Genomic DNA, 14,376 nt, shown 5'->3' on the forward strand with positions numbered 1-14,376 from the left:
AGACATTCTATGTGGTTAGATTATTCTTAGAGAAAGATTGGTCATTAAGTTAGCTATCTGCTCTCTGGTTTTCTCTAATAAATGACGTCGTTTGCAAATGCCTTGAACCATTTATATATAGTAGCGTCTAGGGTTCGCCGTTATTTAGATCCAAATAGCCCATCTAATAAGGGATAGAGGCTTATTATTACGATATTTCGATAATATTTATGATTAATCGCATAATAAGGTTGACAGCCTCTAGTGACTTGGCTAAAATGTGCCCCACATAACGCAAACAAGCCAAGTAATTGCTCTTGTATAAAGCGTAAATAACTTGCTGTTATGACCATCTATTCTCCAATAGCTCAGTTGGTAGAGCAACGGACTGTTAATCCGTGTGTCCCTGGTTCGAGCCCAGGTTGGAGAGCCATATACTAAAAACCTTCATCACTCTCTGATGGAGGTTTTTTTATTGTTGTCTCTTTTATATTTACTGTCAATAATATTAATATAGCTGCGGTGTTCTTTTGAACATTTTTGTTGTATGGTAAGGATAGTCATGACTAGGTTCGTTTGTGTCTGAGTGCTTTGCTCCTACTCACTAAAAGTAATGGTTTATTATGATACCTGTACGTATAAAAAATAGATTTTCTGATCATCCGCAAAAAATCATGCGCCCGATCAGCATCCGTCTGTCTGAAGAAATGATCTCGCTACTAGGGACGACGTCATCAGACTTAGGTTTTAAACGCATTCAGGGTCTGATTCGTCTGTATATTCGTCAGGGTTTGGATCGCGATCATCAGGATTATACGCTCGCACATGATGAAGTCTTCATCGAGACGCTACGCAAACGCGGTGTCAGCCAGCACATCATTGATGAAGCCATTGTAGTGACACACAATAATAATATCACTCATCCATTATCTGAGTTACAAGACAACGATTAGTAGCATGACAACATATTATGCTCAAAAAGAGACCAGATTTGCTTATGCAAACTTGGTCTTTTTTTTATGGCGGTTATAAAGACCAAAACACCAACGATACGCTTTAAAATCTCTCCCCCTTGTTCATTGTCCTTGTATATTCCAAAGCACTGATGCTTTTTGGCACGATACTACGTTCGCTACCCTAGGGCGTGTCTTCAATTCACTCGATAGTCATCTCAATGGGCTAAAAATGGTTAAATCTTGCCAAACATCGTCAAATAGCTGGTTAATATCCCAATATTATCTGCGCTATTTTCCTTGTTTGACGGCAATTTATCTCATTTTTATCACCATTTTTGAAATGAAGACACGCCCTAGTTAGCCATAATTAAACACAACCTATCTTTAAACACGGTATATTAAGTAAATAGTCGCGACTATTTGCGAGAGTTGATCCTAATAAAGATCTACAAGGAGGGTTACGATAATGGGTGTACGTCAATATTTAAACAAAGCGCTTTGGTCAGCGATCATGATAGCGATGCTAACCGCTGCATCTGGCTGCTCCTCACCGCAAGCGGATCCAAATAAACAAACCATACCGACTGATTCCGATCAATGGCAAGAACAGCTGAAACCAACTTTTGAGCAACTGCCCAAATCAGATCAGCAATTGCTCAGTCGATATATGCTCCGAATGAAACTCAGTGAGGCCTACGAATCAGGAGCAATGCCGCGTACCACCATTGAACAGGCGCTTATACAGCAGCGTGAATATGAACGTTTGCATCCAAACAATCCAACAGGCAAAAAAAGCCTTATTGTCACCAGTCAGGCAGCAGCGACCGCACAGACTTATCCTGTTGCCTTGTTGCCTGTCAAAACCAGTGATAGCGACAGTCTCAATCAAGTCAAGATGCAGTTCATGCTATCCAATCACGGCGACGTTGCGATACAGAGCTTTAAAGGTACGCTGACCATGCAAGATGCCAAACTTGCACAAGGCAAAAACTTCAATGTTCCATTGACGCAATTTGAGCCATTGGTTGAACCAGAGCAATCTGGCAAAATCATCATCGAGAGTAGCATCGAAGACATCAATGTCATGCGAGCGATTAGAAACACCAAAGACATGACCATTGAGATTAGTAAGGGCACGCTTGTCTTAGCTGATGGGCAGGAAATTGTGTTTGATCAATCGATGGTGAAATAGTCAGCCTTATCACTATTGCGTGATGGATATTTCAGTTTAAGCAGGCCATAAAAAAATCCCCAATCAATTAAGATTGGGGATTTTTCGAATTTGGAGGAGACGGAGAGATTCGAACTCTCGAAGGGCTACAAACCCTTGTCGGTTTTCAAGACCGGTGCATTCAACCACTCTGCCACGTCTCCATTGGTGGACTATTATAGCGATATAAAATAAAAATGCAACAAAAAAAGCCGCAATCATTAATAATGATTGCGGCTTTCGAATTTGGAGGAGACGGAGAGATTCGAACTCTCGAAGGGCTACAAACCCTTGTCGGTTTTCAAGACCGGTGCATTCAACCACTCTGCCACGTCTCCATTGGTGGACTATTATAGCGATATAAAATNCGTCTCCATTGGTGGACTATTATAGCGATATAACATGATAATGCAAGCAATTAATGGAACGAATTTAAATTATTTTGATGCTATCGCTGATTCAGTTTTAAAGAGAGTCAAGACAACTGCGTGCATATGTCTATGTGATACTTCAAGCGAGGTTGACGCTGTCACGCTTTTATAAAGGATTGGCTATAGGCTTTTATTAGAAGCCAGATGCAAGCACATATCTAGCAGTCTATTGGCATAACCCCATTCATTGTCATACCATGCAAAAACCTTGTACTGGCTACCCACTTGCATGAGCTGCTGACCATCAATGATCAAAGACTCGGTCTGATGAATAAAATCACTGGATACCAGTGGCTCATCGGTATAAGCCATGATGTCACGCAAATGTGCCTGACTGGCAGATTTGAGTGCCTCGCGGACTGCCTCAACCGTGACATCAGGCGTATCAAAAACAAAAGTGACATCAATAGCTGCTACATCAATGGTAGGCACTCGTATCGAATGGCCGTTTATCTTACCTACCATGGCCGGTAGCACACGCTCTGTCGCCGCGATACTGCTAGAGGTGGTTGGGATAATGTTATAGCCAGACGCTCGCGCCCGTCTTGGATCACGGTGCGCCTGATCCAGTACCGTCTGGTCAGCGGTAACCGCATGAATCTCTGTCATCATGGCAGATGTCACACCAAACGCTTTATCAAGTGTGTCAATCAGTGGCACCAATGCCTGCGTGGTGCACGAAACACTCGATATAATCGGCAGCTCACGCGTTAACTCGTCCGTATTAACACCCATCACGATACAAGCATCCACATCATCAAAAGGCGCTGCACCAATAATTACTTGCTGTGCACCTGCATTAATATGCTGTTGCGCTTGCTCATAAGAGCGAAAATGCCCCGTACACTCTAGCACGACGTCAACACCGAGTTCCTGCCATGGGAGATTTTTTGGATCAGGCTCTGACAGCATGTTAATGCAGTACGTTAGATTATTTTTAGTCAGGCAGAGCTGGGTTTTTCTAGCATCAGCATCGATACCACTCACCACCATCTCAGCACTAACGCCCAATCGACTTAAGCGACCATGCGTACTATCAAACTTTAATAGATGCAGTAGGATATCGGCTTCCGCTAAATCATTAATCGCTACCACATGAATCGCACGGCCTAGCACTTCAAATCGCTCTAACAAAGCGCGCAGTACATTGCGTCCTATACGTCCAAAACCATTGATAGCAACTCTCAGTGGCTGTGTGTGCTCGCCAGTCGTATGAAATGCTGCGACTGGGTCAGACGTTAATTGATAAGTGGCGCTAGAAAAATCAGGCATAACAAATTATCGCTATAAAAGGACATATAAAATTGAGCGCGATACGTGCAGCACGCTCTGGCTTGTATCAGATGTTTTTAATGGTAAGTGACATGCTGATACGCTATAAAAAACTAAGGTGTGATAAAAATCAGTGCCAAGCGAATGGTGTTGTAGTCGATACTTTGTTTGAGATGATCAAATATCGGACGTAGCTTAATACTACCGTCATCATTAAAATCATTTGGGTTATTGGCAACTTTAATCGCTACGTAAGCATTACCCACCGCCGTCATCACGTCATCATCTGGGCGCAAGTGATCACAAGCCAAACTTGGGTCTTGGGACTTTAGCTCGCCAATGTGACGCATGATAGTGGATTGTGACAGTTGACGGGCTTCCGAAATTTCTGCAATGGACAGACTCTCTTCTAATAATATTCTGGTCGCTAGTAATGTACTGTCTGATTTATCAGAGACTTGATTGCCGAGTTTTTGTTTTTTATTTAGCTGCGACTGTTGTTGCTCGCGGCGCTTTTTCTGTAAATTGGCATAAGCATCAATGACTGACTTGCTGAGCGTACCACCAGATTTTAGAACGAATTTCTCATGTGCCTGAGTCATACTCTCTTCATCGAGCATCGCATAATTGGCATCCGCTTCCTCAGACAGCGCTAAAAACCGCTTGTCTGCGCCGCGCGCTAGTGGATCGAGCTGCAAGCTCATGTCGTTCATACCCAGCAGCTGCAAACCCGCTAGCGACTTAAGCCTTGATAATGCCACATAGCCTTGCCCAAGCTCAAAAGTACGCGACAAATCAATTTCAGCGGCATCCAGTGTCATGCCTTGCGACTTATGAATGGTAATCGCCCATGCCAGACAAAGCGGCACTTGCTCATAACTGGCTAGCACCTCACCAGTCTCGTCTTCGATGATCCACTCTTCAGGCTCAGCAATGACTTCACGTCCTGAATTAAGCCTGACCACTGGCATTTTTTGGGTCGTAGGTTTCTTTACTTTTGGTTTTTCTTTTTTAGCAGCGCTTTTTTTGTTTTTAGTGCTGTCTTTAGCCTCAGCGCCTTTATCATCAGCACCATCATTGGCACTGCTATCCTCTTCTATTAATTCATCGCTACTGTCTTTGCTATCATCAACCTTAACCGCTGCAAAACCAATCAGCTCACCCATCGTACCGTTAGAGACGCCAAGCTCGGTGTTATTTTTGATAAACATGACCTTAGCACCCACTTTGAGAATCAGCTCATCTTGGGTCCGTACGGTTTTTTTGAGCGTCTCAACCAGTTTACTGTCACCGACAGAGGTGGCCTCAAATCGCATCATCTCACCGTCTAGCGCTGCCAGCTCTTTATCATTGATTTTATTGACGTTGAGATTATGGGTATAAAGGCGTGTGCGTTTTATATCGACGCTTTGATCATAGGTGGCTTCTAACGCGGCAATCGATTCAAAGGTCACTTCCTGACGGCGGATTTGGTTGAGAATATCGTCCAAATCTAGCCCACCATTGGCCGCATCACTCACCTGACGATGCTGTTCCGATAAATAGCAGATGTGAAATTTGGCATCGAGCCATGCCTCAGACATAAAGGCAAATTTTTCACGGTTACTCTCACCCTTACTACCAATGGGCGGTAACTGAAAAAAGTCTCCTGCGACCACTACTTGTATACCGCCAAACGCTTTGTCATTTTTGCGCACATGCTTGAGCACTTGGCTGACCAAATTAATCTGCTTGGCATGTAGCATCGATATCTCATCAATGACGAGTACTGCGGTATCTTTTAATCTATCGGCCAAAAACTGCTTGCGTGATAAGGTGGTCAAATCACGATCTGTCAACTCATCTTTGATGCCGATACCCGACCAACTATGAATAGTGGTACCACTCATATGGGTGGCGGCGATACCTGTACTGGCTGTCACAGCAACTGGTACACGGCGGGCGCGCAGATAATCGATGTACTGATTGAGAGTGTAAGTCTTGCCTGACCCTGCGGAGCCTGTCAAAAAGACGTTTTGACCTGTTTTTAAGATATCAAGAGCAGAAGATTGACGCATAAATCCAAACCAACCAATAGTATAAAAAGAAAGCTGCGATGACAGAGTCGATAGTCGAGGCAAGCCAAAATAGAGGGTGACAATTATAACAGCTGCATTCGCTTTGCGGACCATTTTAACCGTTACAGATCATATAACTTAAAGTTATGTGATACAAAGTATATCATTATAAAAAGTCATTATCGTTCTGCACCAAAGCTCAGTACGATAGGATGATTACTTGGTCAGGAAGGCCGACTATTTTAAGGGGCTACATCTATATAGCCTTATTTTAGATAGTCATCATACACAACAAGGAGTGGTTAATGTTATACGCTTATCCCAATACTGAAAACAGTCCCGTCCAATTCCGCGAAAAATACGACAACTTTATCAATGGTGAGTGGACGCCGCCCATCGATGGCGAGTACTTTGACAACTCAAGTCCTATCGATGGTAAAGTTTTCTGTCAGATCGCGCGTTCAAAAGAAGCAGATGTAGAAGCGGCATTAGATGCAGCTCATGCGGCAAAAGATGCATGGGGCAAAACGAGCGTCACTGAACGCTCTAATATATTGCTTAAACTTGCCGACGGTATCGAAGCCAACTTAGAGGCCATCGCGATTGCTGAGTCCTATGAGAATGGCAAACCCGTTCGTGAAACCCTCGCCGCTGACATTCCAATTGCCATCGACCATTTGCGTTATTTTGCTGGTGTGATTCGCGCGCAAGAAGGCGGTATCAGCCAAATTGATGAAGACACTGTCGCCTATCATTTTCATGAGCCACTAGGCGTCGTTGGTCAGATCATTCCTTGGAACTTCCCTATCCTCATGGCGATTTGGAAAATTGCCCCTGCCCTTGCTGCGGGTAACTGTGTGGTACTAAAACCTGCTGAGCAAACCCCTGCCTCTGTTTTGTATATGCTAGAAGTGATAGGCGCAGCTGACATTCTTCCCAAAGGCGTCCTAAACGTCGTCAATGGTTTCGGTGTTGAAGCAGGCAAACCAATCGCGTCCAATCCACGTATTGATAAAGTGTCCTTTACTGGTGAGACCACCACTGGTCGCTTAATCATGCAATACGCCAGTGAAAACATCATTCCAGTCACGTTAGAGCTGGGCGGTAAGAGCCCGAACATCTTTTTTGCTGATGTGATGGATGAAGACGATGACTTCTTAGACAAAGCCGTTGAAGGCTTGGTGATGTTTGCACTCAACCAAGGTGAGGTTTGTACTTGCCCATCGCGTGCCCTCGTACATGAAAGCATCTATGATGAATTTATGAAGCGCTGTATCGCTCGCGTCAAAGCCATCAAAATGGGTAATCCGCTCGATACTGATACTATGATTGGGGCACAAGCCAGCTCAGATCAGCTAGAGAAAATCCTATCTTATCTCGATATCGGTAAAAAAGAAGGCGCTAAAGTCTTGGTCGGTGGAGAGCTTGCCAAACATGATGGCGACATGGCAAACGGTTATTATGTACAGCCAACTATTTTTGAGGGCACCAACGACATGCGCGTGTTCCAAGAAGAGATTTTTGGCCCTGTGCTTGCTGTCACTACCTTTAAAAACGATGAAGAAGCGATGACTCTCGCCAATGATACGTTATATGGTCTGGGTGCTGGGGTGTGGACACGTAATGGTACTCGTGCCTATCGTTTCGGTCGTGGCATCAAAGCTGGCCGAGTATGGACGAACTGCTATCACCTCTACCCTGCGCATTCGGCGTTTGGCGGTTATAAGCAGTCTGGTATTGGCCGCGAGAACCATCTGATGATGCTAGATCATTATCAGCAAACCAAAAACATGCTGGTATCGTATAGTCCTAAAGCGATGGGTTTCTTCTAATCGTATTTTTGACGATACGTAAAAAGGCACTGTAAAAGAATATGCAATCTGTCGCAAGGTAGATTGCATTTTTACTTTGGCAAGCCACTTAACCGCCATTTTTTATCTTTTTTAGAGAATGGCAACGTAAGGAGTTAATGATGAAAGTGACAACGACAGAGGCCTGTAAGGCACTGATTGAGCTTTTGAAATCCAAGCATGGTGATCTGATGTTTCATCAATCAGGTGGCTGCTGCGATGGTAGCTCACCCATGTGCTATCCACTAGGTGAATTCAAAGTGGGTGGTCAAGATGTGTTAATCGGTGAGATTGCTGGTTGTCCATTTTATATGGGCAAAGCTCAGCACCAATTATGGCAAAATACGGATTTGACCATTGATGTGGTTGATGGGCGCGGCGCCAGTTTTTCGCTAGAAATACCAGAAGGTAAACGCTTTATCGTACGCTCAGAAATCTGCTCAATATAAATGACATTATCAAGTAGACCGTATATTTAGCGCCTTAAGATTGTCAAAACCAAGCCAATCATGCTCTAACTATTTGCCAAACTTTATTTGAATAAATTATCTCGTGATCAACAGAGCTCTAAGTGGTTAATACCGCTTAGTCATTTTTATTTTATTATTCCAATGAAATAATGGATATTGTAAAAGATAGCTTACTTTGAAAAGCTCGTTTTGATTAGCATGGATGCTATAAGGAATATAAAATGGAAATTGACATAACATTTGATTACGTCATCGTGGGCGGCGGTTCTGCAGGCTGTGTACTTGCTAGCCGACTCACCGAAAACCCAGATATCAGTGTCTGCTTATTAGAATATGGCGGCGATGGTAAAGACCTTGCAGTGCGTGTGCCTGCTGCTCTGATTCTGCTAGTCCCCGGCAAACCACTCAAACTCAATAATTGGTGCTTCCATACCACCCCTCAAACTCATCTAAATAACCGACGTGGTTTTCAGCCACGTGGACAATGCTTGGGTGGCTCGTCTGCTATCAATGCCATGATTTATACGCGTGGCAGTAAGCTGGATTATGAGCGCTGGGTAGAGCAAGGCTGTGCTGGATGGGGATTTGATGATGTGCTTCCCTACTTTATAAAGGCTGAAAACAATATTCACGGTAGTGACGAGCTACATGGTGATAGTGGACCGCTGCATGTCAGCGATTTACTCAGTCCACGGGACATCTCAAAAGCCTTCGTAGAAGCTGCTGTTCTCAATGGTCTGGATCACAACACAGATTTTAATAGCGAAAAGCAAGACGGCACAGGATTGTATCAAGTTACGCACTTCCATGGCGAAAAACAAGGCCAACGCTGCTCTGCCGCTGCCGCTTATCTACACCCAGTACAAAGCCGCCCGAACCTAACCGTTATTACCCACGCGCAAGCCAACCGTGTCATCATTGAAGACAAACAGGCCACTGGCGTGATCTATGAAAAAGACGGTGTCGAGCATACGGTCATGGCAAACCATGAAGTCATCTTGTCAGGTGGCGCATTTGGCTCACCCAAAGTATTAATGCTATCAGGTATCGGCCCCGCCGAGCACTTGCAGGCGCATGGTATTGACGTAGTAGTAGATGCCCCTGATGTCGGTGGCAATCTACAAGATCACTTAGACGTGGTCTTTGACTACGAGGTTAACACTACTGATGTCATCGGCATTGGTATGGCCTCGATTTCAACCTTGACCAAAAGCATTCGCCAGTGGAAAAAAGACGGCACGGGATTACTGTCGAGCAATTATGCCGAAGCCGGTGCATTCTTCAGCGTCGGTGATGACCCACAAGAGTGGCCAAACACCCAATTGCATTTTGTCATATCTCGCGTAATCGAACACGGTCGTGACCTCAGACGCGGCTATGCCGTCTCTTGCCACAGCTGCTATCTACGTCCTGAGAGCCGCGGTACGGTCAGGCTTTACTCTGCCAATCCATCTGATGCTGTACTGATTGACCCAAACTATCTATCACATCCAAAAGACGTGGAGTATATGGTGGCGGGTGCCGAACGTACTCGTGCCATCATGCAAGAGTCGCCAATAGCCGAATATATCACCGAAGACTACCCTGCCCCTTATATCGAAAAAGACGGCATGCTCGGCTATATCCGTAACAAGTCAGACACCATCTATCATCCTGTAGGTACCTGCCGAATGGGCTCAGACGAACGCTCTGTAGTCGATTTAGAATTGAAAGTGCGCGGCGTGAGTGGATTGCGAGTCATCGATGCGTCAATCATGCCAACATTGATTAGCGCCAATACCAATGCACCGACGATTATGATAGCCGAAAAATTGGCAGATATGATTAAAGAAAATCATGCTTCTGTCGCATGAGCATTAGTTTAGTAATTTTTCTGTACTCATGTAATAAAACATAGGTGACTTAGCACCATGTGTTTTGGAGCTATAGATAAAATCTCAGCATATATCAACGAATTAACTTACGTTAAGCAAAACTAATATATTCAGTCGTAAATGTTTCAATATGGCATACTTTTTATAAAATTAGCTTACAGATGTCTTGCTTTATCGCTATTTAACAAGGTATATTTGAACGGCTTATTTATATTGATGTTATTTATCACTCTAGATTGAAGCTCATATGACCAAAAGCACAATATGACTTTACTATCGAGAGCCTTATATAAATAACTAATTTGCAGAGAAACAAAAGCTCGCCAGCCATACTCGTGAATTGGATATATAACCCTCACTATATTGGCAACTACTTATCATTACATGGAACGTAATCATGCAAAAATCATTCTTCAAACTTACGATGTTAGCGACGCTCATATTAGGTGTTAGTGCCTGTGGTGGCGACAATAAAACCACTGACGACTCTGCTGCCAGCTCAGATGCCAAAGCGGCCAAAACGCTGCTTTATTGTTCAGAAGGCAGTCCTGCTGGTTTTGATCCAGCACAGTATACGTCAGGGACTGATTTTGATGCGAGCGCCTTCCCTATCTATAATGGCTTGGTAGAGTTCAAAAGAGCCGGTACCGAAATCCAGCCAGGGTTGGCTGAGAGCTGGGATGTCAGCGAAGATGGCAAAACCTATACCTTTAATCTACGTAAAGGGGTCAAATTCGGTAAGACTGATTACTTTACTCCGACTCGCGATTTTAATGCGGACGACATCCTCTTTACGCTAGAGCGTATCACCAACCCAGAGTTTGAGTTTAATAAAGCCTATCCTGCTGAATTCCCGTATTCTGTGGGCATGGGACTGCCAGACATCATCTCTAACATCGAAAAAGTGGATGACTATACGGTAAAAGTTACGCTAAGCGAGACCAACGCCCCATTTCTACAAAACCTAGCGATGCCTTTTGCTTATATCGACTCTGCTGAATATGCCAACAAATTGATGGCGGATGGTAATGCCGCTGATATTAATACCAAGCCAGTAGGTACCGGACCTTTCGTCTTTACCTCTTATCAAAAAGACGCACAGATTCGTTATACCAAAAACCCAGACTATTGGAACAAAGACGACATCCATATCGATAACTTGGTGTTTGTCATCACAAAAGATTCAGCCGTTCGCGCGCAAAAAGTTCAAGCTGGCGAATGTCATGTCTCTGCCTATCCAAAGCCTGCTGAGATTGAAGCGGTCAAAAAATCTGGTAAGGCAACGGTACTTGATCAACCCGGCTTTAACGTCGGCTACGTCGGCTATAACGTCGAAAAACCTAAATTGAGCGATCTTAAAGTTCGTCAAGCATTGGACATGGCCATTAATAAAGATGCCATCATCAATGCGGTTTATCAGAGCGAAGGGTTAAAAGCCACCAATCCAATGCCGCCAACGCAGTGGGGTTACGACGAATCGCTTAAAGATGCGCCTTATGATGTCGAAAAAGCAAAAGCCCTGATCAAAGAAGCGGGCGCGGACAACCTTGCCATCGACTTATGGTATATGCCAGTGCAACGACCGTACAACCCTAATGCCAAGCTCATGGCTGAAATGCTGCAAGCAGATTGGGCCAAAATTGGCATCAATACCAAGCTTGTGACTTATGAATGGGGTGAGTACCTAAAACGCGCCGCGAAAGGCGAGCCTGATGTGATTCTAGCGGGTTGGACAGGTGACAATGGAGATCCTGACAACTGGCTTGGTTCGCTACTATCATGTGACGCAGTCGGTGGTAACAACTACTCGCGCTGGTGTAATAAAGACTTTGACAGCTTAGTCACCAATGCCCGTCAGATTAACAATCAAGATGAGCGCGTGAGCGAATATGTACAAGCGCAGCAGATATTCAAAGAGCAGTTGCCTTGGACAACGATGGCGCATTCGGTTGTGACAGTATTCACGGCACCTAGTGTGGTCGATTACAAAATCAGTCCGCTTGGCTCAATACGTTTCGATGGTGTGAAGGTCGAATAATCCTCACTGATTAGATCCGATACGACATACATAATGGTTTAATTTATATTCGGCTGGGTCAGACTTCCTGCACCAGCCGTATTCATCTGCATTAAACGCATTGTCACGGACACCCTCATCATTGCACCCTCTCTTATCATTGAATCACAACTATTGAGCAGCCCATGCTACTTTATATTCTGCGTCGAATCGCTATTCTCATTCCTGTCTACCTTGGCTTGACCCTATCGACCTTCACTCTGATTCGTCTCGTGCCTGGAGATGCGGTCGAGATCATGATGGGCGAACGTATGGTCGATCCAGAACTACATGCTCGCGCATTAGAAAGACTTGGTTTAGACAAACCGCTTGTCGCCCAATATTGGGATTATCTGACTGGTATATTGACCGGTGATTTTGGCGAGTCTTTTCGTACTCGCACCCCAGTATTACAAGATTTCTTTGCCCATTTTGTACCCACCCTAGAGCTGGCACTATGCGCCATTGTGATTGCTAGTATCATTGGCGTGAGCTTAGGCATCTTTGCCGCGCTGCGACGGGGCACTTGGATTGATTACACCCTCATGTCAGGTGCGCTGGCAGGTTATTCCATGCCTATCTATTTATTAGGGCCCATCCTCACAGGAATATTTGCTCACTATTTAGGCCTGTTGCCTGTCGCTGGGGTGATCTCTGTCGCGCAGTTCTTAGATGTGCAACCATTATATGGCTCATGGCTACTCGGCTCTCTCACATCAGGCGAACCTGGTGCATTCTGGAACGTGGTCAAACACTTTATCTTGCCCTCTATTGCCTTATCGACTATTCCGCTTGCCATGATTGCACGGATGACGCGCTCAGCAATGCTAGAAGTACTGGATGAAGATTATGTGCGTACAGCCCGTGCCAAAGGCTTATCACCACACCGCGTGATTATGGTGCACGTGATGCGTAATGCTTTGATCACTGTAGTTACCGTGGTTGGCTTACAGATGGCGACCTTGCTCGCTGGTGCGATTATCACCGAGACCATCTTTAGTTGGCCAGGTGTTGGTAATTGGCTACTCGATGGGTTTTTCACTCGTGATTATCCGATTGTACAAAACGGTATTTTATTGGTCGCCACTGCCCTGATTTTAGTTAGTTTATTTATTGATATTTTGTATGGTCTGATCAATCCACGTATTCGACATACTTCTTAATCTAACGTTGATAAATACTCATATTATAAATAGTGACGAATAGCGATTGCATGATTCTGAGTGACTTTTTAGCACATTTTAAATGATTGCTAGAAATGCGACTCTACATATTTGCAACGCGTTCGCCACTGTAGGAAATGCTCATGAAGCCTTCTGTTGTTCCCTCTGATCTTAAGCTGGCGGCTCTCACGCCGCCCTCGTCTTGGCAGCTATTTTTATCGACGTTCTGCCGTAACAAAGGCGCGGTACTTGGTTTTATTGTACTGGCACTGATGGTGCTTGTGGCCATACTTGCGCCCGCTATTGCCCCTCACGATCCTTATGAGTTATTCACCGGTCAAGAGCAATTACCCCCTGCCTTTTTGGATGGTGGTAATACGATGTTTTGGCTAGGCACGGATGATGCTGGACGGGATACCTTGTCTCGAGTGATGTATGGCGCGCGTTATTCGTTGTTTATTGGTCTAAGCGCCACCACTTTGGCGATGATCGTTGGTATTTCACTAGGACTTAGTGCTGCATTTTGGCCAAAGGTCTGGGGCAAAGCGGTCATGCTGGTCAATGACATCTTGATGTCTTACCCGAGCTTACTATTGGCCATCATCATTGCCGCCATCTTAGGGCCTTCTATGACCAATACGATTATTACCATCGCTTTGGTCTGTACGCCGCCTTTTATTCGTTTGACTCGTGCTACGGCAATGGTAGAGCTACAACGTGAATACTTTATTGCCTCACAAGTAATGGGGGCTGGCGTACTGCGTTTATTATTCATCACCATTTTGCCCAACTGTATGGCACCGCTTATCGTACAGGCAACAATGATTTTCTCTTCTGCTATTTTGGAAGCAGGTGCAATTGGTTTCTTAGGCTTTGGCGTACAGCCACCTGATGCTGAATGGGGTGCGATGCTAGGTACGGCACGCCAATATATTCAGAGTAATGTTTGGCTCGCTATTTGGCCGGGTGTCGCTATTTTCTTAGCTGCCCTGTCGATTAACTTGACTGGTGATGGCTTACGCGATGCACTAGATCCCAAATTAAAGCAGGTGACCTAA

Annotated in this window: 10 protein-coding genes and 3 tRNA genes; 9 read left to right on the forward strand and 4 right to left on the reverse strand. The window is 44.7% G+C overall.

Annotation, left to right across the window (positions count from 1 at the left end; all coding sequences use genetic code 11):
• Positions 1 to 336 precede the first annotated feature (336 nt).
• From I6E86_RS05665 to I6E86_RS05675, 3 genes are all read left to right on the forward strand, one after another.
• Positions 337 to 412, forward strand: a tRNA-Asn gene (locus tag I6E86_RS05665).
• A gap of 190 nt (positions 413 to 602) precedes the next feature.
• Positions 603 to 932, forward strand: a complete 330-nt coding sequence (locus I6E86_RS05670) for a CopG family transcriptional regulator (RefSeq protein ID WP_194364911.1) — start codon at positions 603 to 605, stop codon at positions 930 to 932.
• 469 nt (positions 933 to 1,401) lie between these two features.
• Positions 1,402 to 2,127, forward strand: coding sequence for a hypothetical protein (locus I6E86_RS05675; RefSeq protein ID WP_197176046.1), 726 nt, complete (start codon positions 1,402 to 1,404; stop codon positions 2,125 to 2,127).
• Between the two features lie 91 nt (positions 2,128 to 2,218).
• Here the strand turns inward: I6E86_RS05675 and I6E86_RS05680 are convergent.
• From I6E86_RS05680 to I6E86_RS05695, 4 genes are all read right to left on the reverse strand, one after another.
• Positions 2,219 to 2,309: transfer RNA gene (locus I6E86_RS05680), tRNA-Ser, on the reverse strand.
• 83 nt (positions 2,310 to 2,392) lie between these two features.
• Positions 2,393 to 2,483: transfer RNA gene (locus I6E86_RS05685), tRNA-Ser, on the reverse strand.
• Positions 2,484 to 2,696: 213 nt separating this feature from the next.
• Entirely contained in the window at positions 2,697 to 3,848 is a 1,152-nt protein-coding gene (locus I6E86_RS05690; protein WP_227680557.1) for a type I glyceraldehyde-3-phosphate dehydrogenase, read from the reverse strand.
• A 113-nt stretch (positions 3,849 to 3,961) separates the two neighbouring features.
• The gene (locus tag I6E86_RS05695) at positions 3,962 to 5,905 is read right to left on the reverse strand and encodes an AAA family ATPase (protein WP_197176048.1); all 1,944 of its coding nucleotides are present in this window, start codon (positions 5,903 to 5,905) and stop codon (positions 3,962 to 3,964) included.
• A 305-nt stretch (positions 5,906 to 6,210) separates the two neighbouring features.
• Here I6E86_RS05695 and I6E86_RS05700 point away from each other — a divergent pair, with 305 nt between their 5' ends.
• From I6E86_RS05700 to I6E86_RS05725, 6 genes are all read left to right on the forward strand, one after another.
• Positions 6,211 to 7,737, forward strand: a complete 1,527-nt coding sequence (locus I6E86_RS05700) for an aldehyde dehydrogenase family protein (protein WP_197176050.1) — start codon at positions 6,211 to 6,213, stop codon at positions 7,735 to 7,737.
• 140 nt (positions 7,738 to 7,877) lie between these two features.
• On the forward strand, positions 7,878 to 8,204 hold the full coding sequence (locus I6E86_RS05705; protein WP_197176051.1) for a DUF779 domain-containing protein: 327 nt from the start codon (positions 7,878 to 7,880) through the stop codon (positions 8,202 to 8,204).
• A gap of 242 nt (positions 8,205 to 8,446) precedes the next feature.
• Positions 8,447 to 10,078, forward strand: coding sequence for a GMC family oxidoreductase (locus tag I6E86_RS05710; protein WP_197176053.1), 1,632 nt, complete (start codon positions 8,447 to 8,449; stop codon positions 10,076 to 10,078).
• Between the two features lie 418 nt (positions 10,079 to 10,496).
• Entirely contained in the window at positions 10,497 to 12,137 is a 1,641-nt protein-coding gene (locus I6E86_RS05715; RefSeq protein WP_197176055.1) for an ABC transporter substrate-binding protein, read from the forward strand.
• A gap of 164 nt (positions 12,138 to 12,301) precedes the next feature.
• The gene (locus I6E86_RS05720; protein ID WP_197176057.1) at positions 12,302 to 13,318 is read left to right on the forward strand and encodes an ABC transporter permease; all 1,017 of its coding nucleotides are present in this window, start codon (positions 12,302 to 12,304) and stop codon (positions 13,316 to 13,318) included.
• Between the two features lie 143 nt (positions 13,319 to 13,461).
• Positions 13,462 to 14,376, forward strand: coding sequence for an ABC transporter permease (locus tag I6E86_RS05725; RefSeq protein ID WP_010196425.1), 915 nt, complete (start codon positions 13,462 to 13,464; stop codon positions 14,374 to 14,376).

The organism is Psychrobacter sp. SWN149, assembly GCF_015864565.1.
Classification (GTDB): domain Bacteria; phylum Pseudomonadota; class Gammaproteobacteria; order Pseudomonadales; family Moraxellaceae; genus Psychrobacter.

Coding starts and splice junctions, on each gene's coding strand:
- I6E86_RS05720 (WP_197176057.1), top strand. CDS start 12,302: ATGCTACTTTATATTCTGCGTCGAATCGCTATTCTCATTCCTGTCTAC.
- I6E86_RS05690 (WP_227680557.1), bottom strand. CDS start 3,848: ATGCCTGATTTTTCTAGCGCCACTTATCAATTAACGTCTGACCCAGTC.
- I6E86_RS05670 (WP_194364911.1), top strand. CDS start 603: ATGATACCTGTACGTATAAAAAATAGATTTTCTGATCATCCGCAAAAA.
- I6E86_RS05675 (WP_197176046.1), top strand. CDS start 1,402: ATGGGTGTACGTCAATATTTAAACAAAGCGCTTTGGTCAGCGATCATG.
- I6E86_RS05700 (WP_197176050.1), top strand. CDS start 6,211: ATGTTATACGCTTATCCCAATACTGAAAACAGTCCCGTCCAATTCCGC.
- I6E86_RS05715 (WP_197176055.1), top strand. CDS start 10,497: ATGCAAAAATCATTCTTCAAACTTACGATGTTAGCGACGCTCATATTA.
- I6E86_RS05705 (WP_197176051.1), top strand. CDS start 7,878: ATGAAAGTGACAACGACAGAGGCCTGTAAGGCACTGATTGAGCTTTTG.
- I6E86_RS05725 (WP_010196425.1), top strand. CDS start 13,462: ATGAAGCCTTCTGTTGTTCCCTCTGATCTTAAGCTGGCGGCTCTCACG.
- I6E86_RS05710 (WP_197176053.1), top strand. CDS start 8,447: ATGGAAATTGACATAACATTTGATTACGTCATCGTGGGCGGCGGTTCT.
- I6E86_RS05695 (WP_197176048.1), bottom strand. CDS start 5,905: ATGCGTCAATCTTCTGCTCTTGATATCTTAAAAACAGGTCAAAACGTC.